This window comes from Luminiphilus sp. nBUS_16 (genome assembly GCF_051201645.1).
Classification (GTDB): Bacteria; Pseudomonadota; Gammaproteobacteria; order Pseudomonadales; family Halieaceae; genus Luminiphilus.
In genome coordinates, this window is sequence record NZ_CP179205.1 from 1,591,671 (window position 1) to 1,616,064 (window position 24,394).

The 24,394-nt window shown below is 53.3% G+C and carries 21 protein-coding genes; 13 read left to right on the forward strand and 8 right to left on the reverse strand.

From position 1 onward, the window contains the following. Positions 1-113: 113 nt before the first annotated feature. From ACMAY6_RS07035 to ACMAY6_RS07050, 4 genes are all read right to left on the reverse strand, one after another. Positions 114-959, reverse strand: coding sequence for an alpha/beta fold hydrolase (locus ACMAY6_RS07035; protein WP_435215664.1), 846 nt, complete (start codon positions 957-959; stop codon positions 114-116). Then, positions 959-2,089, reverse strand: coding sequence for a flavin-dependent monooxygenase (locus tag ACMAY6_RS07040; protein ID WP_435215666.1), 1,131 nt, complete (start codon positions 2,087-2,089; stop codon positions 959-961). Before ACMAY6_RS07040 ends, ACMAY6_RS07035 begins: the two co-directional genes overlap by 1 nt. Positions 2,090-2,248: 159 nt before the next feature. Further along, complete coding sequence (locus ACMAY6_RS07045) at positions 2,249-3,157, reverse strand: VOC family protein (RefSeq protein ID WP_435215668.1); 909 nt, start codon at positions 3,155-3,157, stop codon at positions 2,249-2,251. Between the two features lie 15 nt (positions 3,158-3,172). Then, positions 3,173-4,771, reverse strand: a complete 1,599-nt coding sequence (locus tag ACMAY6_RS07050; RefSeq protein ID WP_435215670.1) for a FadD3 family acyl-CoA ligase — start codon at positions 4,769-4,771, stop codon at positions 3,173-3,175. Positions 4,772-4,917: 146 nt separating this feature from the next. Between ACMAY6_RS07050 and ACMAY6_RS07055 the strand changes: the two genes are divergently transcribed. The 13 genes from ACMAY6_RS07055 (at position 4,918) to ACMAY6_RS07115 (ending at position 19,740) form a co-directional block, all read left to right on the forward strand. Beyond that, positions 4,918-5,790 (forward strand): CoA transferase subunit A, encoded by an 873-nt coding sequence (locus ACMAY6_RS07055; protein ID WP_435215672.1) that lies wholly within the window; start codon positions 4,918-4,920, stop codon positions 5,788-5,790. An 11-nt stretch (positions 5,791-5,801) separates the two neighbouring features. Then, positions 5,802-6,608 (forward strand): CoA-transferase subunit beta, encoded by an 807-nt coding sequence (locus tag ACMAY6_RS07060; protein WP_435215674.1) that lies wholly within the window; start codon positions 5,802-5,804, stop codon positions 6,606-6,608. Further along, entirely contained in the window at positions 6,605-7,483 is an 879-nt protein-coding gene (locus ACMAY6_RS07065) for an enoyl-CoA hydratase (protein WP_435215675.1), read from the forward strand. The genes ACMAY6_RS07060 and ACMAY6_RS07065 overlap by 4 nt, the downstream gene beginning before the upstream one ends. A 2-nt stretch (positions 7,484-7,485) precedes the next feature. Next, complete coding sequence (locus ACMAY6_RS07070; RefSeq protein ID WP_435215676.1) at positions 7,486-8,652, forward strand: acyl-CoA dehydrogenase family protein; 1,167 nt, start codon at positions 7,486-7,488, stop codon at positions 8,650-8,652. Positions 8,653-8,664: 12 nt separating this feature from the next. Then, positions 8,665-9,756, forward strand: a complete 1,092-nt coding sequence (locus ACMAY6_RS07075) for an acyl-CoA dehydrogenase family protein (protein WP_435215678.1) — start codon at positions 8,665-8,667, stop codon at positions 9,754-9,756. Between the two features lie 11 nt (positions 9,757-9,767). Then, positions 9,768-10,925 (forward strand): acetyl-CoA C-acetyltransferase, encoded by a 1,158-nt coding sequence (locus ACMAY6_RS07080; RefSeq protein ID WP_435215680.1) that lies wholly within the window; start codon positions 9,768-9,770, stop codon positions 10,923-10,925. Positions 10,926-10,936: 11 nt separating this feature from the next. Then, positions 10,937-11,824 carry an SDR family oxidoreductase gene (locus ACMAY6_RS07085; RefSeq protein ID WP_435215681.1) on the forward strand — a complete coding sequence of 296 codons (888 nt, stop codon included), beginning with the start codon at positions 10,937-10,939 and terminating at the stop codon, positions 11,822-11,824. 10 nt (positions 11,825-11,834) lie between these two features. Next, positions 11,835-12,986, forward strand: coding sequence for an acyl-CoA dehydrogenase family protein (locus tag ACMAY6_RS07090; protein ID WP_435215683.1), 1,152 nt, complete (start codon positions 11,835-11,837; stop codon positions 12,984-12,986). Further along, positions 12,976-14,169 carry an acyl-CoA dehydrogenase family protein gene (locus ACMAY6_RS07095; RefSeq protein WP_435215684.1) on the forward strand — a complete coding sequence of 398 codons (1,194 nt, stop codon included), beginning with the start codon at positions 12,976-12,978 and terminating at the stop codon, positions 14,167-14,169. Before ACMAY6_RS07090 ends, ACMAY6_RS07095 begins: the two co-directional genes overlap by 11 nt. Positions 14,170-14,179: 10 nt before the next feature. Beyond that, positions 14,180-14,968, forward strand: coding sequence for an SDR family oxidoreductase (locus tag ACMAY6_RS07100; RefSeq protein ID WP_435215686.1), 789 nt, complete (start codon positions 14,180-14,182; stop codon positions 14,966-14,968). 54 nt (positions 14,969-15,022) lie between these two features. Further along, entirely contained in the window at positions 15,023-16,732 is a 1,710-nt protein-coding gene (locus ACMAY6_RS07105) for an FAD-binding protein (protein ID WP_435215687.1), read from the forward strand. 4 nt (positions 16,733-16,736) lie between these two features. Further along, positions 16,737-17,201: a nuclear transport factor 2 family protein gene (locus ACMAY6_RS07110; protein WP_435215689.1), complete on the forward strand. Its 465-nt coding sequence runs from the start codon at positions 16,737-16,739 to the stop codon at positions 17,199-17,201. A gap of 310 nt (positions 17,202-17,511) precedes the next feature. Beyond that, positions 17,512-19,740 carry a TonB-dependent receptor gene (locus tag ACMAY6_RS07115; RefSeq protein ID WP_435215691.1) on the forward strand — a complete coding sequence of 743 codons (2,229 nt, stop codon included), beginning with the start codon at positions 17,512-17,514 and terminating at the stop codon, positions 19,738-19,740. 25 nt (positions 19,741-19,765) lie between these two features. Here ACMAY6_RS07115 and ACMAY6_RS07120 read toward each other — a convergent pair whose 3' ends face one another. From ACMAY6_RS07120 to ACMAY6_RS07135, 4 genes are all read right to left on the reverse strand, one after another. Further along, complete coding sequence (locus ACMAY6_RS07120; RefSeq protein ID WP_435215692.1) at positions 19,766-21,151, reverse strand: FAD-dependent oxidoreductase; 1,386 nt, start codon at positions 21,149-21,151, stop codon at positions 19,766-19,768. A gap of 318 nt (positions 21,152-21,469) precedes the next feature. Continuing rightward, complete coding sequence (locus ACMAY6_RS07125; RefSeq protein WP_435215693.1) at positions 21,470-22,639, reverse strand: isovaleryl-CoA dehydrogenase; 1,170 nt, start codon at positions 22,637-22,639, stop codon at positions 21,470-21,472. Between the two features lie 137 nt (positions 22,640-22,776). Beyond that, positions 22,777-23,199 carry a CoA-binding protein gene (locus tag ACMAY6_RS07130; protein ID WP_435215695.1) on the reverse strand — a complete coding sequence of 141 codons (423 nt, stop codon included), beginning with the start codon at positions 23,197-23,199 and terminating at the stop codon, positions 22,777-22,779. A gap of 324 nt (positions 23,200-23,523) precedes the next feature. Next, complete coding sequence (locus ACMAY6_RS07135) at positions 23,524-24,306, reverse strand: enoyl-CoA hydratase (RefSeq protein WP_435215697.1); 783 nt, start codon at positions 24,304-24,306, stop codon at positions 23,524-23,526. Positions 24,307-24,394: the final 88 nt, after the last annotated feature.

The window sequence follows — 24,394 nt, forward strand, 5'->3', positions numbered from 1 at the left end:
AAAACTGCCTTAAACATCGCTCGCTTCAAGATAGCGCAGAGAAAAGAAAGGTCAATGAAAACCTGTGGCACTCTGCAACCGCTTTTAGTATTGGTGAGGGCAGGGCCCGAGTATTAGTAACGGGTTGTTGTCGCCAGAAACTCTAGGCTTCGGGTATTAAACAATTCAGGGTATTCGGTCATTACCCAGTGGCCGCAATGGTTCAGCAACTCCGCCTGTACCTGACCGCCGCCTTTGAGCATTTTCCAGACACCACTTGCGGGACAGAATTTGTCCTCGGTACCCCAAAATACCAGTATGGGGTGGTTTAGCTGGCTCACCTGACCACTGAGGTCAGGAATGGCCATTGTGGCCAACACGTGACTGTTTTGGGTTTGGAGTGTAGTCCAGCGTTCGTCAATCAGCTCCTCGTCGACAATATCTGCATCATAAACCAATAAAGTCAGTAGTTTACCTAAGACATCTCGTGTAAATTCTGGAGAACCCATTGGGTGTTTCACCATGGTTTGTATCCCTTCCATAGCGAAATAATCTTCTCTGGACTCAATGCCACCGGGTGCCATGAGTATCAGCTTTTGCACCCGTTCGGGGTGTTTCAGCGCCAGCCCCAATGCCACAGCGCCACCTAATGAATTGCCCACTAACGTGACGCCATGCAGCCCGAGGGCATCGAGCAATGCAACTAATCCATCGACAAAGAATTCCAGTGTGTGATCGATGTCGGTGGGCTTGTCAGTTTGGCCATAGCCCCACTGGTCATAAACAACACAGCGGTAGCCCGCGGTTTGGAAGGCAGCGATATTGTGTTTGAAGTTACTCCAGCCGCTAGCCCCGGGGCCACTGCCGTGAATAAATACCAGCGTGCCCTGTTCACTGCCCGTAGCGTGATGATCCGTGTAATGGATCGATAACCCCTGAGAAGTCTCCAGGAATTGAGGCTTTGCGGGATTAGATGGCATTAAACGAAGACATCCTTATTTTCAATGCCGAGTTGCATAGCACCCAGATTGCGCGCAAATCCCGTCGGGTTGTTTGCGACATGACAGCGCGCGATATGAATGTCATGCCAAAGATTTTGCAGTGGATGCCCGTTAAATACCGCGCGTCCTCCCGCCACGTCAAAAAGTGTGTCGATCGCGTCAATGGCTTTGTCGATGACGAGGGAAGCCTGATAGCGAAAGAGTACGCGTTCCTCGATTGATGGCTTCCAGTCACTGCTCTCCATTTTGTCGAAGTTATGAAACATGACCGCTTCGAGCTCTGCAATGGTGTTCATGACTTGAGCGATACGGGTCTGTGTTTCCACGTCCCCGGCTAGCTTTGTTGGATCGCTTGTCGCGGAGGCGGTTCGGGTTTCGATAAAAATCTTCAGGGCCTTCTTCAGAGCCCCAATGGCGGAGGAGTTCACGACCCTCACAAAAGTTTGCGCCCATGATAGGTTGTAAACGGGATTTTCCTGGTCATTGACGCAATTGAACCCGTCCATCTGTTTGTGAGTTCGGTGGTCAGGAACGAAGATTGGAGTGTCAATGACCACGTCGTTGGAGCCCGTACCTTGAAGCCCCATCACATTCCATGTGTCTTCGATGTCGTACTGGTCGCGAGGTACTAGAAAAGTGCGATAGCCATCACCGGGAATTACCCCTCCCAGTAGGGCCCAGCTGCAGTGCTCGGAGCCGGAGCTCCAGCCCCATCGACCGCTGAGCATGAACCCGCCGTCGCAGCTGGCCGCTTTGGCACCCACCGGGTTGTAAGAGCTACTGACCAGTGTGTTGGGGTCGGCCTCGTAAACTTCGCGCTGGGCTTCTTCAGACATCAGCGCGATTTGGAAAGCGTGTACCGCAATAATGCCGCTTGCCCAGGCCGTACTCATGTCGGCTTCGGCAATTCGGATTTGTTCGCGGAAAAATTCTTGCGGTCGCTGTTCTTGGCCGCCCCATTTTTTTGGCAGCATCATTGTGTAAAAGCCGCAGTCCTTGAGCGCCTGTACGACCTCTTTACTCATCCTGCGGTTGCCGCGCTGTTCGTCTGATCGACTCTCGATAAGGTCAAGAATTTGATCGGTTACGACGGGTTGATGGCTGCTCATGCGTTTCCCCTATTTTTAATTGTTTGACCACATTGGGCCGGCCTAGCGGGTAGTTCGATAACGCATCCTTACAAAGGCGCCACGAACCTACATCACCCGTATGTGGTAACCGATTATCCAAACGGAGGGTTAGTCCGTATGGATAGTCCGTATGGAGGGTCAGTCCTGCTGGGCAACGCTGAAATCGTGTCCCCAAAAGCTGGGCACCGTACTCTCAAATACTTGATAGGCGCTCCAATCTCCCACCGTGCGGCCCTCAGCACCAATCTCAATATCAAACCCCGTGGGGCTGCGCATATAAAAAGACACCATGTGGTCGTTGGCATGGCGACCCAATGTGCCTGTGAGTTTGACATCAGCTGCGATCCGGCGATCGTTGCAACGCCCGACTTCATCGACGTCATTAACCTCTAGCATCATGTGCACGCAGCCCGCGGGCATGGGCATCTCAAAAAGGCCAAGGCTGTGGTGGCGTTGATTACAATGCATGAACCAAAGTCGTGTTACCGGCTCATCGGGGTCAGGGGTGAAGCGCAACTTCATGAGATCAGAGAGCCCGAAACCCAAAACATCAGTTAAAAAAGCGGCTGTCTCATCGAAGTTAGGGGCGGGAAGCACGATGTGTCCCATGCCTTGATTGCCCGTGACAAAGTTACGAACCCCTGCAGCTGAGTTAAATTGTCTGAAATCAGAGACCACGCCCCAGAATGCTTCGTGGTGGTTTCCTGATGGGTCCTGAAAGCACAATAAATTTTGCACGCGTCTTTGTGTGATGAGGGCCTCGTCACCCCAGGTAAAATCAACCCCGGCATGAGTGAGCGCATCGGCTACCTCTTGTAACCCCTGTGCAGAATTCGTCTCCCAACCGCAAACTTGCAAGGTTTCAGAGTCCCCGGGGGAGATAAACAGGCGATAGGGGTGGTCATCCATCTTGAAATACAGTTCACCGGCTTGGGCGTCGCAACGTGCGCTCACGTCCTCAAGACCCATAACGTCACAAGCAAATTCTCGCCAAGCCTCTGTTAGCTGGCTGCTAACCCCGATGTAACCCAAACTTTTGATCGCCATATCGATAGGCTCCTGTCATGCGTTATTGAGATGTAGTTGTTTTCTGAGTTCAGTTTTCAAAACTTTCCCCGTGGCATTGAGGGGGAGGGTGTCAATCCAAAAAAAATGCCGGGGAACTTTATAATTGGCCATAACGTCACGACACCAAGCGATAAGCTCTTGGTCGTCAATCGGTCCTGGGCTATTGGCTATAACAAATGCGGCGCCTACCTCACCCATGCGTGGATCGGGTGCGCCAACCACGGCAGCTTGTGCGATCGCAGGGTGTTGGCAAAGTTGCTGCTCAATCTCAGCTGGGTAGCAATTGAACCCCCCAGAGATATACATGTCTTTTAGTCGATCGGTGATGTGCAAATTTCCGTCGGGGTCCAGAAACCCGATGTCCCCTGTATGCAGCCAGCCTTTGCGGTCAATGGTCTCTGCCGTGGCCTGAGGATTTTCAAAATAACCGCGCATGACGTTGAAGCCTTTCACCACGATCTCTCCGGTCTCCATGGGAGCGAGTGCATGGCCTTGGTTATCGAAAATAGCGACGTCGATATTGGGTATGCTGCGGCCCGACGTTGTCGCGATCGTGTGGGCATCATCGCCCCGCCGGCACATAGTTACCAACCCGCAGGTCTCAGACAGCCCGTAAGCGGTGATAACTGTCTTTAAGCCAAGTTTTTCCCACATGTCCTCAATGAGCTGCATGGGAATAACGGCGGCACCGGTAGTGGCTTTTGTCAGGGTTTTCAGTTTGTCGCGATCAAAATCTTTGTGAGCCATTAATGATTGAAACAATGTGGGTGGGCCCGGCATAACGTTGATGGAATGCTGTTCAATCTGTTCGATAACTGACGGCACATCGAAGACGGCAAGGGGATAAGCTGTTGCTCCGGCGATCATTGTCGCGAGCCACCCCGCTTTATAGCCAAAGCTGTGAAAGAAGGGGTTAATGATCAAGTAATGGTCGTCGGTATCTAGCCCCAAAATATCAACAAAGGCAGCAAACGCCTGCAAATTTTGCCCGTGATCCGTGACAACGCCTTTGGCTTGCCCCGTGGTTCCTGAGGTGAATAATATGTCTGAAGTGGTGTTGCCTGTGACCTTCGCAGCAGCGGCTGCGAGTGCGGCCTCGCCCTGTTGAGAGCTCAAGATATTTCGACCTTCCTCTAAGACATTAGCGAAGTGGTCCGATTGGGAATGTACCCGCAGAGTCACGGTGGTGACCAAGTCCGTCAGTTCAAAAGGTTGCAGTAGGGCAGGGTAATTCACGTCCAAAAACTGCTCTACTGAAAACAGAAATCGTGCTCCGCTGCGTTGCAAAACGTCGGCAGCTTCTCCGCCTTTGTAGCGTGTGTTCAGGGTTACGACGGTTGCGCCTACCATCTGTGCTCCCAAAGCTGCCACGATCCATTGCTGGCAATTGGGCGCCCATATTGCGACGCGATCTTCGAGTTGGCAGCCCATGTTTAGCAGCCAGGCGGCCAATGCTTTGGCTTGTTCTTGGGTTTCTCTGTAGGTGAGTGTCACAGTGCCGTCGACGATGAAGGGTTTATCGGGTGTCGCGGCGGCCCGACTCGACAAAAGCGCGGGGATGGTACCGGGCAATTGAGTGGGTGCAGTGGTCATCGATGGCTCCAATTACGTGAACGCAGTTTACAGCTGACACGCTAAAGGGCTGATTAACCCCTGTCATAGTCTCAATGGGGGATGATACTCATTGAGGCGAATTTGATACTAAATTCTCAGTGTTTTTCTCTTACAGGAAGCTTGTCATGGACAAACTGGTGTCAGCCAGCGCAGCCGTGTCTGTGATCGAAGATGGTATGACGATTGGAATTGGAGGTTGGGGCCCGCGCCGCAAGCCCATGGCGCTAATCCGTGAACTGCTTCGATCGCCAGTCAAAGATTTAACGGTGATTGCTTATGGGGGTGCCGATGTGGGGCTCCTGTGTGCGGCGGGTAAAGTACGCAAGGTCATCTATGCCTTCGTATCCCTCGATTTTATGCCCTTGGAACCGGCTTTTCGTAAAGCCCGAGAATCCGGTGCGATAGAGGTCATGGAAATCGATGAGGGTATGCTGTTGTTAGGGTTGCGAGCCGGTGCGTGGGGTTGCCCTTTTATCCCGACGCGTATTGGTTTGGGAACAGATGTGCTCAAGAACGCCCCCGATCTGACCCTGATTGACAGCCCCTACGATGAGAAGGAATGGGTGGCGATGCCAGCCCTCACGCCCGATGTGGCTTTAGTGCATGCGACAAGAGCAGATGCCCGAGGTGTTTGTGAGATTGCCAGCCCCGATCACTACATGGACGATTTATTTGTACGAGCTGCTAAACACACTATTGTCGCTGTTGACGAAGTGGTGCCTTCACAGCATTTTCATGACCCCGAGATTGCGAGGCGCGTCTTTTGGGAGCGCAATTGCACCCAGGCCGTCGTTCATGCTCCCGGTGGCGCGCATCCGAGTTCGAGTGATCCTCTCTACGGCTTTGACGTTGAGCATTTCAAGCGTTATGGCGAGCTGCTAAACGAGGGGGGTTACAGCGCTTGGGCCGACGCTTTTCTGGGTGACAGTGAGGTGTCCTACCAAAGTGCTGTGGGCGGTTTAGAGGCCATCCAGTCGCTGCCACTGCCAGTCTACTGAGGTTCGATTATATGCAATTTACTCTAGCTGAATTAATGGTGTGTGCCGCCAGCCGTATTTTTGATGATGAGGGTGAGGTGCTCGTTACCGGAATAGGTTTGCTGCCAAGGTTGGCTGCGAGCTTGGCAATGCGCTCCTCAAATCCTGATCTATTGATGACTGACAGCCAGTCTTACGTGTTGTCCCAGCCTAATGCCGTCAGCGGTCTTAAAAGCCATGAAGGACAGGCTAATGAAAACTGGATGGGATTTGCGCGGATTTTTGACAACGTCTGGAGTGGGCGTCGACATGCCTTGGTGGGTCCGTCGCAGATTGATCGGTTTGGCCAAAGCAATATTTCCGCCCTCGGAGGCACCCACCAAGCACCAAAAGTGCAGCTGCTTGGAGTCAGAGGCTTTCCCGGTAACTCAATATCCCATGCCAACTCCTTTTTTGTGCCCAGCCACAGTCGCCGGGTGTTTGTCGAGGGCGAGTGCGACGTAGTGTGTTCCGTGGGCTACAACAACGGCCGTTTGCCAAGGGGATATAGCTTTTCTGATATTGATGTCCGAACAGTCGTCACAAATCTTTGTGTTCTCGATTTTAACGGCCCCAATAAACAAATGCGTGTGGTGACGTTGCATCCGGGCGTGGGGTTGGATGAGGTGCAAGACAACACGGGCTTTGAGTTGGCCGTGGCTGACGATATTGGCGAAACAACGATGCCCTCTGATGAGCAGTTTGATCTGTTGAGCCAATTAGATCCACTCAATGTGCGGGCGCGACAGCTCAAAAATAATCCTGCAGGTATCCGTCAGACAGAGGAGACACAATCATGACTGAAGACAACACGTCGAGTGTCGAAGAGCACGATATCGTGACCTACTCGGCTGAAAACGGCATTGCTTGGATTGCCATGAATCGTCCAAAGTACAACAACGCCCAAAATGGCCGCATGACCTATGAACTCGACGATGCCTTTAAGCGGGCGGTTGCCGATGACGCGGTTAAAGTCATTGTCCTGCGCGGTGAGGGAAAGCATTTTTCGGCGGGGCATGATATCGGGACTCCCGGTAGGGATGTGCATCTCAGCCAGGATCGCGTTTCCATGTGGTACGACCACGCCAACAAGGAAGGCGGGGAGTTTTTGTACGTGCGTGAGGCAGAGGCTTACTTGGGAATGTGCCGGCGCTGGCGGGATATACCGAAGCCAACCATTGCGGCAGTGCAGGGCGCTTGTATCGCTGGCGGGCTAATGTTGGCTTGGATTTGCGATCTGATTGTTGCAACCGATGACGCATATTTTTCAGATCCGGTTGTGCGTATGGGTATTCCCGGCGTGGAATATTTCGCGCACCCCTATGAGTTGAACCCCCGTATTGCAAAAGAGTTCTTGTTTACCGGCAACAAAATGGGTGCTGAGCGGGCTTGGCAAATGGGTATGGTCAATCAGATCAGCAGTCGAGAAGCACTGATTGAAGATGTCACAGCGCTCGCTGAAAAAATCGCTGGCATGCCGCGCCTGGGGCTCGCCTTGACCAAGCAGGCTATTAACCATGTAGAAGACTTGCAGGGAAAGCGCTCGGGAATGGAAGCGGCGTTTGCCTGGCATCATTTTTCCCATGCCCATAATGACCTCGTGTCAGGCGACAAGCTGGGTGGCTTTGATGCCAAGGCAATGGCGGCTGCAAACAAAGAGCAGGATAAGAGCTGACTATGGATTTACGCTACACCGAGGAACAAATTGTTTTCCGGGACGAAGTGCGGAAGTGGTTGGCAGCAAACGTGCCCAAGACACCGCTACCTTCTTTTGATACCGCTGAGGGCTTTGAAGCGCACCGCGAATGGGAGCGAACTTTGGCTCAGGGACACTGGGGCATGGTGACCTGGCCAGAGGCGTTTGGTGGGCGAGGCTGTGATTTGCTTCAGTGGTTAATTTTTGAAGAGGAATACTACCGAGCGGGCGCACCTCTAAGAGTTAACCAAAATGGCATATTTTTGCTCGGTCCAACCTTGATGGAGTATGGCACTGAGGCACAGAAGGCCCGGTTCATTCCGGCCATGGCAAAGGGTGATGAGATTTGGGCTCAGGGTTGGTCAGAGCCGAATGCTGGGTCAGATATGGCGGCCATTCGTTGTCGGGCCGTGAGGGATGGGGATGATTTTGTCATTAGCGGGCAGAAAATTTGGTCGACCCGGGCTGTGTACGCAGACTGGGTTTTTGGCCTGTTCCGCACCGATCCTGATTCAGAACGCCATCACGGCCTCTCTAAAATCTTGGTGCCCCTTGATGCCGAGGGGATCACGGTAAGACCGATTCCCCAGCTCAACGGATTGCCTGGATTTGCCGAAATCTTTTTCGATGAGGTTCGAGTCCCTGCGTTTAACCTTCTTGGCGGCGAAGGCGAGGGGTGGCGCATCGCCATGGCAACTGCGGGTTTTGAGCGTGGCCTTATGTTGCGTAGCCCCGCGCGCTTTCAGCAGGCGGCAAAACGACTGATAGAACTTTATCGCGCTCGCAGAAACGAAGTGCTGGATCCGACGATAGAAGATGCGGTCCTGCGCTGCTACATGGATGCTGAGGCTTATGCACTCTCAACGTATCAGACGGCATCTCTGTTGTGTGGTGGCGGAAGCATTGGTCCGGAGGCCAGTTGCAACAAGATATTCTGGTCAGAGTTGGATCTCCTGATCCACGAAACGGCGATGAAATTATTGGGTGCTCGCGCTGAGCTAGAGCCTCAAACGGCTCAGGAGCTTACGGATTTGGGCGGTTGGCTAGACGGCTTCATGTTTGCCCAATCAGGGCCGATTTACGCGGGAACGAACGAGATACAGCGCAATATTATTGCTGAGCGCATGTTGGGTATGCCCAGAAAATAGGATTCAAATATCATGGATTTTACGTTTACTGAAGACCAGCAGCTGTTTGCCGAAGCCGCGCGATCCGTTCTTACTGCGGAGGTGACGGCTGATCGTATTCGCGATCGGTGGTCGACGGCATCCGGTCTTGATAATCCTTTGCTTCAGCAAATTCAGGAGCTGGGGTTGCTAGGCATGCTGGTTCCAGAGGCTTTGGGAGGCCTGGGACTGGGGCAGGAAGATTTTGTCATGATGGCCCAAACATGTGGCTACGTCGCTTGCCCAGAACCGATTGCCGAACAAGCGATGGTAACGGCGCCACTGTTGGTCGATGTCCTAGATAAAGGTCTGGGGCATGGTTCTGTGCAGAAGGCGTTGGATGCGCTGCAGGGAGGTGCACTGATTGCAACGGGTCACCCGATCAACCCGTTTATTAACTTTGCCGAGCATGCCGAGTGGTTTCTGTTAGGTCACGGTGAAGGCCTTTACCTGTTGCCCGCCGATGAGGTCACGATTAAACCCTGTAAAAGCGTCGACCCATCGCGGCGGATTGCTGAGGTGAGCTTTGAGGCCAATGACGCCCACTGTTTAGCCAAGGGCGAGTCAGGGGCTGCGCTTTGGCGAGCCACCCTAAACCGAGGGGCTCTTAGTTCGGCAGCCCAGCTTGTTGGGCTCGCTCAGGCAATGATCGATCAAAGCGTGCAGTACACGACCGATCGCGAGCAGTTCGGAAAGCCGGTCGGCGTGAATCAAGCAGTCAAGCATTTATTAGCCGATGTTGCGGTACAGATCGAATACGCAAAGCCCGTTATTTATCGCGCTGCCTACACCGCAGAGATATCACCTACACGTGCCGATTTGGCGGTGTCACACGCCAAGGTGGCGGCCGCACGGGCAGCACTTCTTGCGACCAGGCACTGCATACAGGCCCATGGTGCTATGGGCTACACCTGGGAGTGTGATCTGCAAATTTGGGTCAAGCGCGCATGGGCGTTAGCGCGGGAATGGGGCGATGAGGGCTTTCATAAAAATCGTATTCACGAGTGGCTGTTGCGACCCAACGCCTTGTTGGGCCCTGACTTGACCTTCGGCCGAGGTTCCATCACCGATTCAGTGGCCGCCTGAGGAGATTAGTTATGAAGCAAGTTGCCGAAGCCTACATTGTCGATGCCGTCAGAACACCGACGGGAAGAAGACGCGGATCCTTGGCGCAAATTCACGGTGCTGACTTAGGCGCCGTAGTCCTTAAAGCGCTGGTCGAGAGAAATGGCATCCCCGATGTTGATTATGATGACGTGATATTCGGCTGCGTCGACACTGTCGGCCCACTCGCGGGTGATATTGCCAGAACTTGTTGGCTCGCAGCGGGACTCAGCGACGAGGTGCCGGGAACAACTATTGACCGTCAGTGCGGATCTTCTCAGCAATCGGTGCACTTTGCGGCTCAGGCAGTCATGTCGGGGACCATGGACGTGATTATCGCCGGGGGTGTGCAGACGATGAGCGCCATTCCGATTTCCTCAGCGATGTTGGCGGGACAAGCGTTGGGTTTCAACGACCCTTTCAGCGGTAGCGAAGGGTGGGTTTCCCGCTATGGTGATGGCTTGGTCACACAGTTTCGCTCTGCTCAGATGATTGCCGATAAATGGCAGCTGTCCCGCGAGGCGATGGAGATATTTTCTTTGGAGTCTCATCGTCGTGCTCGCGCCGCGACGGATGCCGGATATTTTGATCGCGAGATCCTCCCGTATCAGGGTCTCGTTGCAGACGAAACGATTCGTGATACCTCCCTTGATGCTATGGCGCAGCTAACGCCGCTGCAGGAGGGAGGCTCTATTACAGCTGCGGTCTCGAGCCAAACTTGTGACGGCGCTTCTGCAGTGTTGATTGTCTCAGAGGCTGCTCTGAAACGGTACAACCTAACCCCCAGAGCGCGTATCGCGCACATGACCGTGCGCGGCGATGATCCTATCTGGATGCTGACGGCGCCCATTCCGGCAACGGCGCGTGCCGTTGAGCGCTCGGGCATTCCTTTACACGCCATTGATTTAGTCGAGATTAACGAAGCTTTCGCGCCAGTGCCGATGGCTTGGCTGGCAGAGACCGATTATCCCCATGCTCAAACAAACGTGAATGGTGGTGCAATTGCGCTTGGTCACCCACTGGGTGCCACGGGGACAAAACTTATGACCACACTGCTGCATGAAATGGAGCGTCGACAGGTTCAATACGGACTGCAAACGATGTGCGAAGGCGGTGGTCAAGCCAACGTCACCATCCTCGAAAGAGTCTAGGGATAAACGTTATGTCAGGAATATGTTCGGGGCGCGTGGTGATCGTTACGGGTGCGGGTGGAGGCTTAGGTGCAGCCCATGCACGCACCTTAGCAGCAGAGGGTGCCGCGGTATTGGTGAATGACATCAATCTGGACGCTGCTAATGCTGTGGTAGCGGAAATTATTGCCGCCGGCGGACAGGCGGTCACCAACGCGTCCGATATTACTAATTATGAAAGTTCGGGTAAGGCGATTGAGCAGGCGCTTGCAACCTTTGGTGACCTTCATGGGGTGGTCAACAACGCGGGAAATAATCGCGATCGCATGTTTGCATCGATGAGCGAGGCCGACTGGGACGCAGTAATGGCGGTTCATTTGAAAGGGCATTTTTGCCTCGCAAGCCATGCAGTTCAATATTGGCGCCATCAAATTAAAGCGGGCCATACTGTCAGCGGTCGCATTGTGAACACGACATCCGGTGCGGGGCTTCAGGGCTCCATTGGACAGTCAAATTACGCAGCTGCGAAAGCCGGCATCGCCGCATTGACCCTCAATCAGGCGGCTGAACTTGGCCGGTATGGAGTGACGGCAAATGCGATATGTCCTGTTGCCCGAACGGGCATGACAACGGCAGTGCCTGAAATGGCCACGCGTATGGCAGCGCCAGAAGACGGCGGGTTTGATCATTTCGCGCCAGAAAATGTCTCCTCGGTTGTTGCCTGGTTGTGTTCACCCATGAGCGAACATGTCTCCGGCAGAATTATAGAAGCTGAGGGGGGGCGCATTGCTATCGCAGACGGCTGGCGCAGTACCGAGGGCGTTGATCGCAAAGCGCGCTGGGCACCTCAAGATGTGGGTACGGCGTTTGATGCCCTGTTGGAAGCCGAAGTGCCAGCGCAAACGGTTTGGGGAACTTGAGGATCGATCGGTGAGATTCAGTTTTACAGACGAGCAGCTCATGCTGAGAGACTCTGTTGAGGGGTTTCTCTCTGAGCATTCGGACAGTCCTGCGGTCAGGGCGGCTATGGCTTCGAACTCAGGCATTGATGAGCGCCTGTGGGAGAAGATTTGTACCGATATGTACTGGCAGGCAATCTTGGTTCCTGAAGAGTTTGGAGGCCTAGGCTTGGGCCTGCTCGAGGTTGTGATAGTGCTCGAACAAATGGGGCGTTTCTTAACGCCGGCACCTTTGGCTGCAGGAACGCAAAGCGCGCTGGCACTGCGCACCGTAGTCGATCAGCCTCTGGCAAAAACGATGTTGGACGACCTTGCGCGGGGTCAGTTGGTGGCTTTTGCCCATACAGCGGCGCGCCCTCATTGGGATGGCCAAGGGGTAGAAATTGTCGCGACCGAGGTCCCTAGTGGGTGGACGCTACAGGGAGAAGCTCGCTTTATTGCCTCGGGAAATTCAGCCGATGCACTGCTGGTGGTCGCGCAAATCGACAACAAATTGGGTTTGTTTCGGGTCGCTGCTAATCAGGCTGGGGTTGCGTTCTCGAGGATGCCCACTATGGATCAAACCCGCCCCATGGGTCTTCTGCAACTCTCAGGTGTTGCTGTTAATGATGAGGACTGCCTGGCAACCGACTGGGGGCAACATCTGGAGGCAGTGCTGGATCTTAGCCGTATCATGGTGGGGGCCGAGCAAGTGGGCTGCGCCCAGGCGAGTCTTGACCAAAGCGTGTCTTACGTCAGTGAGCGGGTGCAATTTGGCAGAACCATTGCGTCCTATCAGGCGATAAAACATAAAGCTGCGGATATGATGCTTAAAGTCGAATCCGCAAGATCACTGCTTTATTACGCTGCCTGCGTGGGCGATGAGACGTTAAAGGCGACTGCGCCCTCGGCGGATCTCCGGGAAGCGGCGGCAATGCTCGCATCCTCAGCGGGTGATGCCGCTTTTTTCTGCGCCGGAACTGGTATTCAGTTGCACGGTGGTGTGGGTATCACCGAAGAGTACGACATCCAGCTCTATTTTAAGCGAGCCCGCTCCATGGAAGCCTATCTAGGGCGTCCCGATGAGCAGCGAGAGGTGCTTGCGGCTATGCTGCTTGATGGAGACGATTGCCATGCAGCTTAGGTTTACAGAGGCAGACGAGCAATTTCGCGGCGAGGTTTCGGACTGGCTGACAGACAATTTGGCGGGGGATTTTTCTTCGATTCGCCACCGCGGTGGCCCGGGTGATGAGCATGTTTACGTCGAAGAGCGTAAAGCTTGGGAGGCGCGCTTAGCGGAGGGGGGATGGACGTGTATAGGCTGGCCAGAGGACTGGGGAGGCAAGGGCGCAACCATCGAGCAGCAAGTTATTTTTAACGAAGAATATGCGAGGGCCGGTGGCCCCGGTCGTGTTGGTCATATTGGCGAAACCCTCACTGGGCCAACCCTATTAGCGTTTGGTTCAGAGTCGCAAAAGCAACGCTATCTTCCCGGCATTAGAGCGGGAAAAGAGCTCTGGTGTCAGGGTTATTCAGAGCCCGGTGCTGGATCTGATTTGTCCGCAGTGCGCACCCGGGCGGTATTAGACGAGAGTACCCAGAGCTGGCGAATCACCGGCCAGAAGGTATGGACGTCTCTCGCCCACGAGTCTGATTTTGTTTTTGTTCTTGCCAGAACCGACCTTGCTGAAAAGGGCCATAAGGGGTTGGGCTTTTTTCTTGTCCCTATGAATCAGCCCGGTGTCACGATTCGGCCTATTACCCAGCTCACGGGCACGGCAGAGTTTAACGAGGTGTTTTTTGACGACGCGCTATGCAGCAGTGATGACATCGTTGGAGAGCCTGGACAGGGCTGGAAGATAGCGATGGGGCTATTGGGTTTTGAGCGAGGTGTCTCCACCTTGGGTCAGCAAATGTTATTTCAGACCGAATTGGACGAGATCATCCGTATTGCCCGAGAGAATGGTACGGGTAAAAACCCTGCAATCCGTCAACGCATTGCAGAGGCTCATATTGGCCTGCGAACATTGCGCTATAACAGCTTACGTATGTTATCGGGCGGTGATGATGGCAGTTTGAATAGAGAAGCTATGATCTACAAATTGTGCTGGTCAAGTTGGCACCGAAATTTGGGCAAGCTAGCGATGGATGTGTTGGGCCCTGAGGCCGAAATTTTGGAGGCTGCTCCCTACAGCTTGGGCCGACTTCAGTCATTGTTTCTCTTTACCCGAGCCGACACCATTTACGGTGGGACTAATCAAATTCAGCGCAACATTATTGCCGAGCGCGCTCTGGGTATGCCCAGAGAGCCCCGCGGCGAGTCCTAGGAGAGTACCTATGAGCGCAACGATTCCAGCCTATGTACCAGGCCATCAACTGTTGGCTGGTAAAGCGGTTTTAATCACTGCAGCAGCAGGCGCTGGCATTGGTTTTTCCGCCGCTCAGCGAGCAGTCGAGGAAGGCGCAAGAGCCGTTGTCATCAGTGATGTGCATGAAGGGCGCCTCGCAGAGGCGGCTGAGCGCCTACAGGCCCTGAATTCAGAAGTTGGTATTTACGGTTTTTTGGCAGATGTCACCGATGAAGACGCGGTGCAGCACCTCGTAACGTCGGCAGAAAAAGCGACTAGCGGTGTTGATATTCTGATAAATAACGCGGGTCTGGGCGGCACAAAGAACTTGGTTGATATGAGCGATGAGGAATGGCATCGCGTTATCGATATTACGTTGACAGGAACCATGCGAATGACTCGAGCCATGTTGCGCGTTATGCAACCCCGCCAAGCTGGGGTGATCGTCAACAACGCCTCGGTATTGGGTTGGCGTGCTCAGAAGGAACAGTGTCATTACGCCGCTGCGAAAGCGGGTGTCATGGCCCTTACCCGATGTGCTGCCATGGAAGCCGCAGAGTTCGGTGTGCGCATAAATGCGGTGTCGCCCAGTATTGCTATGCACGACTTTTTGCGCAAAACCACACCGCCAGAGCTGTTGCAGGAGTTGGCGTCTAAAGAAGCATTTGGAAGGGCCGCCGAAGTTTGGGAGGTTGCCAACGTGATGATGTTTTTGGCGTCTGATTACGCCAGCTACATGACGGGCGAAGTCGTTTCCGTATCCAGTCAGCATGCCTGACGCTACGGAGCTGAGTGTAGTGGTTGCAAGCAAGAACATTGGGGGAGAGTAGCGATGAGTGAAACCAAATGGGATCGAGAGGTCGATGTTCTCGTTGTGGGCACTGGTAATGGTGCGCTGACGGCAGCACTGTGCAATTGGGAAATGGGCACCCAAGATGTCTTGATCATTGAAAAGACCGATAAGGTAGGCGGCACCAGCGCGACGTCTGGTGGGGGTATTTGGATTCCCGCCAATCACTATGCAAAGGCTTGTGGTGCAGATGACAGTGCAGAGGATGCAAAAAAATATTTGATGGGGACGTTATTCGGCGAGGATGTCCCCGAGGAAATGATCGACATCTACATCGATCAGTCACCTAAGATGCTCAAGTTTTTGGCAGATCGCACTGATGTGATTTATGAATCACTGGAGCATTACCCCGATTATTACACCAACTATGAGGGCGCCAAATCAGGCCATCGCTCTCTGGAACCGAAGCCAATTAATATGTCCGAATTGGGTGATGACTGGAAAAATTTGCGCTGGACTCACCACATGATGCGCATGTTCAGTCGTATTCACTTCACGCAGGTTGAAGCCCACACCATCATGACCCAAGCCTCAGGCTGGAAGTCGTTGCTGGCAAAAATGATAGTAGGCTACGTTGGCGATATCGCTTGGCGTTTCCGGACCTCAATAGATCGTCGTTTATGTACCGGTTCTGCAGGAATTGCCCGGCTTTACCTGTCAGTAAAAAAGCGCTCCATTCCGCTGCTATTTAACACGCGAATGACCTCCCTTGTCGAAGAAGCAGGGCGTGTGACTGGTGTGATCGTAGAGCAAGGCGGTCAGTCCCTGCGTATTAGAGCGCGTAAAGGCGTTGTTTTAGGTGCGGGGGGCTTTGAAAAAAATCAGGCACTGCGAGAGCAATATCTACCAGCGCCGACTAACACACAGTGGAGTGCGGGTAACCCCGCGAATGAAGGTGATGCATTACTGGCAGGACTCTCCCTGGGCGCCAAAACTCGACTGATGAAAGATGCATGGTGGACGACAACGCTTTGCGTGCCCGATGAGCCCACGCCGCGGCTTGCGATTATGGAAAAATCCTTTCCGGGTTCTTGCGTGGTTAATCGCGCCGGCGAGCGTTTTGCCAATGAGTCGCAAAATTATATGGCCTTTCAAAAAGATTTATTTGCGACTCACAGTGAAGCCAGCCCCAATGCTCCAGCTTGGCAAATTTTTGATGCCCGGTTTCGGCGAAATTTCATGGTAGGTCCTCTAATGACCGCTGCGATGAAACCCGACTGGCAGATCCCAAAATCTTGGTTTGAAACAGGATTCGTGGCGAAAGCAAATTCCATTCACGAGCTCGCAGAGCAAGTGGGCATTGATCCAACGGGTCTTGAGGCGACGATCTCAAAAATGAACCATTACGCAGAAACGGGTATCGATGAAGACTTTCACCGCGGGGAATCAGCCTACGATCGGTATTATGCGGACCCAAATATAAAGCCCAACCCATGCCTTGCCAGCATCGATGAGGGGCCGTTTTACGCCATGCGCATTGAAGCAGGAGATTTCGGCACACTAGGGGGTCTGGACACTGATGTGCACGGACGCGTCAAGCTAGAGGCTGGTGGTGTGTTTGAAGGGCTGTTTGCGGTCGGTAATTGCTCGGCAGCCATATTGCCGACTTACCCGGGTCCCGGCGCAACTCTGGGACCGGCTATGACTATGGCCTACCAAAGCGCGAAGCTAATTAACGGTATTGAGGGCTAAAGCGATGGCGTTGGACCTAGAAGCTATTGAGCTAATCAAGCAGCTAAAAGCACGGTATTTTCGTTTTTTGGACACCCGCAATATTGGGGGACTGCAGAGCGTTTTTACCGAGGATGCAACGGCAAAGTTTAAGGGGGCTGATTACGATTTCGATTTAACCGGATGGCCCGCGTTGGAGGCCTTCTATCGCAAGTCGTTTAGTGCCGACGCCTTTGGTATGCATAATGGCCATCATCCCGAAATAGAGGTAATGGGTGATCGCGCCACGGGAATTTGGTATCTGCAGGACATCTTTGTGCAGTTAAAGCACGACATTACCGTCATGGGTAGCGCCCTCTATGAAGACGAATATCGTCTAGAGGGCGGGGTCTGGCGGATTGCTACCACAGGCTATGTTCGTCTATGGGAGGAGCACCACACCCGAGGTGAGCAGGTAAAACTTAGGGTGAAGCCCACCTTCAACGAATAACTTACGCCCAAGGGGTCTTTGCAATGCGCCCGCTGTTTTGGGGCTTCATGCAACGGGCGCGGCGCCATGCTGTGGTTATTTGGTTGGCCCGTAGGGTTGGGGTGTTGATGATAAAGACTCTGGTGCCATCCTTGTGTTTCTCGGCGCGCTAATGTGTCTTTCGCGTAGCACTTCATCCTTATCACCAACTAAAAAAAATGTGGTGCACGTTTGATACGTCCGTTTGGACATCGGCCAATCAGACGACGAAAAGCGGCCCTTAGAAAGTGATGATGACTCAATGCTAAAAATTTAGCCTGGGGGCATACACATGAAACGTTTTTCTGGTTCTTTAATCACTGCTGGACTCACCCTTGCTGCGAGCAGTCTCTCTGCGCAAAATGCGTTGGAAGAAGTCATCGTCACAGCCCAGAAGCGAGAACAGTCACTGCAAGATATCCCAGTGGCAATTACTGCTTTTTCTGAGTCTGATATTGCTACTCGCGGCATTCGTGACGTTAAAGATATCGGCTTGTTCGTGCCCAATGTGCAAATAGCACCCTCGCCGGGTATCAGCACTGGCGCCACGGTCGCTATTCGTGGCTCAACCACTATCAATCCGGCACTCACTTGGGAGCCTACGGTAGGTCTGTACCTCGACGGTGTTTTTCTGGGTAAAAATTTGGGCGGTATTTTTGATGTCGCCGAGCTGGCAAGGGTAGAGGTGCTGCGAGGGCCTCAGGGCACGCTCTACGGCAAAAACACACTGGGCGGCGCAATCAACCTCATTACCAAAACACCGGCCGCTGAGCTGGGTGGTTATGTCGAGGGTAGCCTAGGTAATGAAGGCTACACAGGATTGAGAGGGCGTTTTGACACGGGTGCTTTTGGCACTGTGGGTCAGGGCATGGGCGAGTTTCGAGCCAGTTTCGCTTACGCTAGCCGGTCTCGCGATGGTTTCTACGACAACATAGATTTAGATCCTACGGGGGGCTTCAACCCTTTCGTAAACTCCGTGTCCAGCGACACGTTCCAAGATATGGAGAGCGATGCGCTGCGACTCGACTTGTCATTGGCGGTGAGTGAGTCCTTGGAACTGCGCTACAGCTACGATGACTCTAGTATGGATAAGCGGCCGAATATGGGGCAGTTGACCGACGTCAGCGGCCCGGCGTTCGAGGCGTTTGGTCTGGGATTCCTCGGCGACCTTCAGGCACTTTACGTCACGCCCGGCACAGATCGCGCTAAGGCCATCAGCAATGATGAGGTGGGGTATGAGCGCTCCGATGTGAGTGGTCATGCAATGACGGTCACCTTCAACTGGAATGACATCACGCTGAAATCGATTACCGCAAACAGAGAGCTTGAGTGGTCAGACAAGCTTGATATTGACGGTACGCCCATGAATTTATTTACCTCAACTCGGGAGGTGGATTACGAGCAATTTTCACAGGAGTTTCAGCTATCAGGTGGCAATGACGCTTTAAACTGGGTCGCGGGTCTTTATTACTTCAGTGAAGAGGGGGACGTCTACAATCCCATTGAGTTTTTTGGGTTGTTCGGATCGCCTGCAGATAATAACGAATACGGTTTGGACAATAGCTCCTGGGCCGTTTACGGACAGGCTGATTGGGATCTAACGTCATCATTAACCCTCACAGTTGGCGTTCGCTACACCGACGAAGAAAAAGAGCAGTACATACTGCATCCAAACGCTTCGACAGGCGGCGTTGGCGCTTTTGGACTTTCAGCCGAGGATAGCTGGAGTAATACAACGGCCACCGCGGTTTTGTCTTATCGCTTGGGCGAAAACACCTCTGTCTACGCAAAGGCGGCTCAGGGTTGGAAAGCGGGCGGATTTAATGGTGAAGCGCCGTCTGCTGAGGCATTTCTTGAGAGTTACGAACCGGAAGAGGTCGACTCGTACGAGCTAGGCTTAAAGTCACGGTTCCTTGACGATCGCATTCAGTTGAACGCCGCTGCCTTTATCAACGATATCTCCGACATGCAGTTTAGTGTTTTCCTTGAGGGTAGTGGCGGTGCAGCTTCTACTGTAGCAAACGCGGGTGCTGCTACGGTTAAAGGCTTGGAGTTAGAGTTGGCAGCGCAGGTAAGTGAGCGTTTGAGGCTTGGACTGAATTACGGTTATCTAGATACCGAGTACGACGAGTTTGTCGAGCTAGGGCAGGATGTGAGAAATCAGAAGGATTTTCCGTACGCGCCAGAGAGTACGGCAAGTCTTGATCTAGATTGGTCGGTGATGCAACGCGCCTGGGGACAACTCTCCCTGCATGTAGACTGGAGCTACAAAGATAACTTCGTGCCTTACACTAACAAGGACCAAAACTTCACAAGCCAGATTGAGGCTTACGATGTTGTAAATGCCCGTCTTACTTTGGGCGATGTGGCCGTTGGTAGTTCGGTCTTAGAGGTTTCTCTGTGGGGTAAAAATGTATTCGATGAAGAATACAGAGAGAACACAATACCTTTCGGCCTTTGGACGATTAGTTATTGGGGCGAGCCCGCCACTTACGGTTTGGATGCCAGAATAAGCTTCTGACATCCAAACACCATCGCCGGTGCCGCTAATCTAGGATTGGCGGCAGCTCTTTGGTCAGGGCCATACGCTCTTTTACTGCAGCGCCTGTTAACGCAAAGCCCAGTAACTGCCCGTCGGGGCTGTGAAATAGACCCTTAATGTCAGACCCCTCGCCGGTCAGCGTCCAACTGCCCTCTGCGTCTTTGGCCACTGGTGAGACACAAACGGGGCATGCTGGTGTTTTGATGGTTACAGGCATGGCGGGGTAGCTAACTTCAGTTGGATTGCCCGTGAGCGTCGCCGCCAACGCGCGGCCTGCGGCGAGCAGGGGGGCAACATAAACAAGCACGTGGCCTGCAACCTCGGCACAATCTCCAAGGGCATAAATGCCAGGGCTGCTGGTCTCTAGCAAGCGGTTTGTTTTTATTCCTCGACCTACGTCGAGGCCAGCTGAAGAGGCAAGCTGTGTTCGAGGTCGAACGCCAACCGCAGACAATACGGCATCTGCGTCAATGTGCTCACCGTTATTTAACTGCACCTGATACCCGGTGGCCGAGCGATTCACTTCTGTTGCCAATGGGCCAAAATGGAAGCGGGCCCCCTTGGCTTCGAGGGCGGCTTGAACAGCGCGTCCCGCAGGCTCTGGGAGAAGTGTAGGAATACACCAGCTCATAGGGTCTACGGCCTCGACTTCAAACCCGCCGTTTAACAAGTCGTTGCTGAATTCGCAGCCAATCAAGCCCGCACCAATAACGGCAACTTTGCGCACCCCCTTTGCTTCCAAAGTGTCACGGAAACTTCGATAGTCGTCGAGATCATTGACCCCCATGACGTCGTCGGCGGCATCGCCACCCATTGGCGGACGAATTAACTCGGCACCCAGCGTCAGAACAAGCTCTGAATAGGTAATGACTGTGTCGTCGTCGAGGTTTAACCGTTTGCTTCTTGGGTCGATACTGACAACCGTTTTACGTGTGAGCATGGTCACATTGAGTTGCTCAGCCATGGCCTCTGGGCTTTGGGCAGCCAGTTTCTCTGCAGACAGGTTTTTCGTGTAGCCCGTGGAAATCATAGGCTTTGAATAACTCTCACCGCCATCCCGGGTGATTAAAGTGATGGCCACTTCGGGATCAAGTTTACGTAGCCCGCTGACGAGCCCGTAGCCCGCTAGACCACTGCCGACAATAACGATGTGGCGATTGTTGCTCGTAGCATTCGCTTCACTGGCACCTGCGTCAGGTTCGGCCTCACCAACCGACTCGCCCTCTGAACCGGGTATGAGTTCAAAATCGTCTTTGCCAACACCGCAATCTGGACATAACCAGTCATCTGGCACGTCGGACCACTTAGTTCCTGCTGGGATGCCGTCATCAGGCCAGCCTTCTTTCTCATCGTATATGAGGCCGCAAACGATACATTCCCAGCGTGCCATAGTGACTCCTGTTTGATTGGTTATAGACAGCCGCGATTGTTACCCGATTGCTGTCGGGCGTCATGCCTCTAGTGGACTAGAAAGTCACCGAGGTTGGACGCATTGTTGTCATTGGGACCGCCGATCTTGGGCAGCCATGTAGCATTAAGCGCGTCAGCGCGCTTTCCTTTTTACTGCAATAATTAAACGGGGCGCTCTGCAACTCGTGGCCCCACTTTCTTGTCTGCTTAGTTCGCTTAAACATTGCGGCTCATCTGCGCTGCGGAGTATCACCGATAGACTGCATTACGTCAGCAACCTTTTTTAGGATTACCTGCCTTAGTCGGATTCTCGAAACAGTTCCCTGCCAATCAACATTCGGCGGATCTCCGAGGTGCCCGCACCAATTTCATAGAGCTTGGCATCTCGTAATAGTCTGCCGGTTGGGTAGTCGTTGATGTAGCCATTGCCACCTAATAGTTGTATGGCATCGAGTGCGCATTTGGTGGCCATTTCGGCGGTATACAAAATAACCGCTGCGGCATCTTTTCGGCTGTCCTCGCCGCGATCAAGCGCTCGACAAACGGCGTACAAAAATGAGCGGCTTGCGGCGGTTAAGCTATACATATCTGCGAGCTTGCCCTGAACCAGCTGAAATTCACCAATGGGTTGGTCAAATTGTTTGCGCTCATGTACGTAAGGCACGCAAACGTCTAGGCAGGCCTGCATGAGCCCAACAGGTCCACCAGATAAAACCGCGCGCTCGTAGTCCAATCCGGACATAAGCACCGCGACGCCTTGATTCAGTGATCCTAAAATATTTTCGGCGGGTATTTCGCAATCTTCAAATACTAACTCGCAAGTATTTGAACCCCGCATACCCAGTTTGTCGAGTTTTTGAGCCCGAGAGAATCCGGGGCTATCGCGTTCGACAATAAAAGCGGTAATTCCTCGACTCCCTGCATCGGGTTCAGTTTTGGCGTAAATGACATAAACATCAGCGTCAGGCCCATTAGTAATCCAAAACTTGTTGCCATTAAGCACATAGCGATCGCCTTTTTTATCAGCGCGCAAACGCATGCTGACGACGTCTGATCCGGCATTGGGTTCAGACATGGCAAGTGCGCCGATATGCTCTCCGGTGCATAATTTTGGGAGATATTGCTCGCGCTGCGCCGGGGTTCCATTTTTTTGAATTTGATTGAGGCATAGATTGGAGTGTGCGCCGTAGGACAGGCCCACGGCTGCCGATGCTCGGGAGATTTCTTCCATGACAATGGCATGTGCAAGGTATCCCATGTTGGTGCCGCCGTAGGCTTCGTCGACCGTCATGCCCAAGACACCCAAAGCTCCGAGCTTTGGCCACAGGTCCATGGGGAATTCATTGTTTTTATCAATCTCACCAGCTCGTGGAGCCAGTTCTTTTTGGCAAAATTGATAAACCGTATCCCGCAGCATATTGAGCTCTTCACTGAGGCCATGATTGAGTGTGGGGTAGGGCGTGTTCATGGGAAGGTTCCTGTCTATCAGTGGAAAGGACTCGAATGGGTGTCGCAGTCTAAACTATGTTGTGAGCCAATAGTGTTTGCACAGAGCAATGCGCGGGGCAACCATGCTTAACGATGCAGGTAGAAATTATTGACCGGTCAGGTTGTGAATCTAGTTTGGTGTTCGATTTTGATACATCGATCCATGATTACGCCGATGCCTGCTGCTCTCGCCCGCTGCGCGGCCTCGCTATGCACAACACCTAACTGCATCCAAATTAGTTTTGGCTGAAGGATAATAGCGGCGTCGACACTCGCAGGCACGCGATCGGGACGTTGGAATAGGTTAACAATGTCGACGGTGCCCGGGATTTGGTCAAGGCTTGGGTAGCACTTGAGCCCCATGACTGACGGATAATTAGGGTTGACGGGAATAATCTCATAACCTCGCTCATGGAGATAAAAGCTGGCCCTGTAACTGTCTCGGTCTTCGCGGCTAGATAAGCCCACAACTGCGATTCGGCGGGTCTGCTCTAGTGTCCAATCAATCCACTTGGCCTCATCAAAGGTTTCCGCATTCACTGTCGTGCCGCTCCTAGTCCAACGGTTGTTGAAACTATACGCATAGTATTCCTTGCATCGTCTTTGAGGTGTGAAAGGGGCTGGGGCGGGACCCCTCTAAGCGTCTCTATGGCTGGCACACTATAAACACTGCCTCTGTTGATGTCTGACTGTGTGCCACGCAGCCTTTATGAGTTATGCCTTATTTTGCTGTTGTTTCCGATGCGCCCCACGTGAAGTTGTGCGCTGGCTGATTTCAGTAGCGCGGCTAAAAGAATAGTTTCACTAAGCCAAAAAGCTTTGGCCTTGCCTGAGTTGACAGATTGGAGTCGCGGCATAACGAATCTAGCGCTTTTGCGAACGAGACCTCAAGGCCTGAAGTCGGTTCTCCATTTGACTGAAGTCCGCATGCTCCAGGTAAGCGATGCCCCGTGAACCCTCAAGCTCGAGCGCTTCCCCCAGGCTGAGTAAATCGCCGTCATTCATGAGGCTGCGCATCGCTTTGATGGTGTCAGGATTGGATTCAGCTATTTGTTGTGCTGCGTCTACCGCTTCCGTAATTAGGGAGTCTGGTGTGCAAATCTTGTTGACGAGTCCCCAAGCTTCGGCTTGCTCGGCGCTGATGAAGTTGCCCGTTAAACTAGCTTCTCGGGCACGATTGATGCCGATGAGACGGCCGAGTTTTTGGGATAAACCCCAGCCCGGCAGGAGGCCCACCCGCGCATGGGTGTCGGCGAATCTTGCATGGGGAGAGGCGTACAGAAAGTCGCATGCTAGAGCCAGTTCAAAGCCTCCGGTGACAGCAGGGCCATTGATGGCCCCAAGCACGGGCTTTCCGCAGTCTCTAAGTGCTCTTACCATGGGCGAGCTAGTGCCCATACCGCCATCCTTAAGCACTCCGGGGTTGGCGGTGAGTTCTTTAAGGTCAACACCGGCGCAAAAAGCCTTGCCGGCACCGGTTAGAACCACAGCGTGCACTTCAGAGTTGCCGGCGAGCTCATCAAAAGCCTCAACGAGACTTTGGCTCAGCGCTCGATTGAGTGCGTTGTAGGCGTCAGGCCGTTCGAGGGTAACCAGAGCAACTGCGTCGTGCCTTTCGATAGTAATGGGTTTGTTTGCATCCGCCATATGTAGGCCATTTTCTACTTGAGTGAGGGGCCAAGAGTATATATGGTTCACCAAGTAAAAGAATGACCGAAGACCCGCGTTTCCGCTG

Excerpts from the sequence above, each read along its gene's own strand:
- ACMAY6_RS07135 (WP_435215697.1), bottom strand. The coding sequence starts at position 24,306 with ATGGCGGATGCAAACAAACCCATTACTATCGAAAGGCACGACGCAGTT.
- ACMAY6_RS07050 (WP_435215670.1), bottom strand. The coding sequence starts at position 4,771 with ATGACCACTGCACCCACTCAATTGCCCGGTACCATCCCCGCGCTTTTG.
- ACMAY6_RS07085 (WP_435215681.1), top strand. The coding sequence starts at position 10,937 with ATGTCAGGAATATGTTCGGGGCGCGTGGTGATCGTTACGGGTGCGGGT.
- ACMAY6_RS07105 (WP_435215687.1), top strand. The coding sequence starts at position 15,023 with ATGAGTGAAACCAAATGGGATCGAGAGGTCGATGTTCTCGTTGTGGGC.
- ACMAY6_RS07115 (WP_435215691.1), top strand. The coding sequence starts at position 17,512 with ATGAAACGTTTTTCTGGTTCTTTAATCACTGCTGGACTCACCCTTGCT.
- ACMAY6_RS07070 (WP_435215676.1), top strand. The coding sequence starts at position 7,486 with ATGGATTTACGCTACACCGAGGAACAAATTGTTTTCCGGGACGAAGTG.
- ACMAY6_RS07075 (WP_435215678.1), top strand. The coding sequence starts at position 8,665 with ATGGATTTTACGTTTACTGAAGACCAGCAGCTGTTTGCCGAAGCCGCG.
- ACMAY6_RS07035 (WP_435215664.1), bottom strand. The coding sequence starts at position 959 with ATGCCATCTAATCCCGCAAAGCCTCAATTCCTGGAGACTTCTCAGGGG.
- ACMAY6_RS07120 (WP_435215692.1), bottom strand. The coding sequence starts at position 21,151 with ATGGCACGCTGGGAATGTATCGTTTGCGGCCTCATATACGATGAGAAA.
- ACMAY6_RS07045 (WP_435215668.1), bottom strand. The coding sequence starts at position 3,157 with ATGGCGATCAAAAGTTTGGGTTACATCGGGGTTAGCAGCCAGCTAACA.
- ACMAY6_RS07040 (WP_435215666.1), bottom strand. The coding sequence starts at position 2,089 with ATGAGCAGCCATCAACCCGTCGTAACCGATCAAATTCTTGACCTTATC.
- ACMAY6_RS07065 (WP_435215675.1), top strand. The coding sequence starts at position 6,605 with ATGACTGAAGACAACACGTCGAGTGTCGAAGAGCACGATATCGTGACC.
- ACMAY6_RS07095 (WP_435215684.1), top strand. The coding sequence starts at position 12,976 with ATGCAGCTTAGGTTTACAGAGGCAGACGAGCAATTTCGCGGCGAGGTT.
- ACMAY6_RS07080 (WP_435215680.1), top strand. The coding sequence starts at position 9,768 with ATGAAGCAAGTTGCCGAAGCCTACATTGTCGATGCCGTCAGAACACCG.
- ACMAY6_RS07055 (WP_435215672.1), top strand. The coding sequence starts at position 4,918 with ATGGACAAACTGGTGTCAGCCAGCGCAGCCGTGTCTGTGATCGAAGAT.
- ACMAY6_RS07125 (WP_435215693.1), bottom strand. The coding sequence starts at position 22,639 with ATGAACACGCCCTACCCCACACTCAATCATGGCCTCAGTGAAGAGCTC.
- ACMAY6_RS07110 (WP_435215689.1), top strand. The coding sequence starts at position 16,737 with ATGGCGTTGGACCTAGAAGCTATTGAGCTAATCAAGCAGCTAAAAGCA.
- ACMAY6_RS07100 (WP_435215686.1), top strand. The coding sequence starts at position 14,180 with ATGAGCGCAACGATTCCAGCCTATGTACCAGGCCATCAACTGTTGGCT.
- ACMAY6_RS07060 (WP_435215674.1), top strand. The coding sequence starts at position 5,802 with ATGCAATTTACTCTAGCTGAATTAATGGTGTGTGCCGCCAGCCGTATT.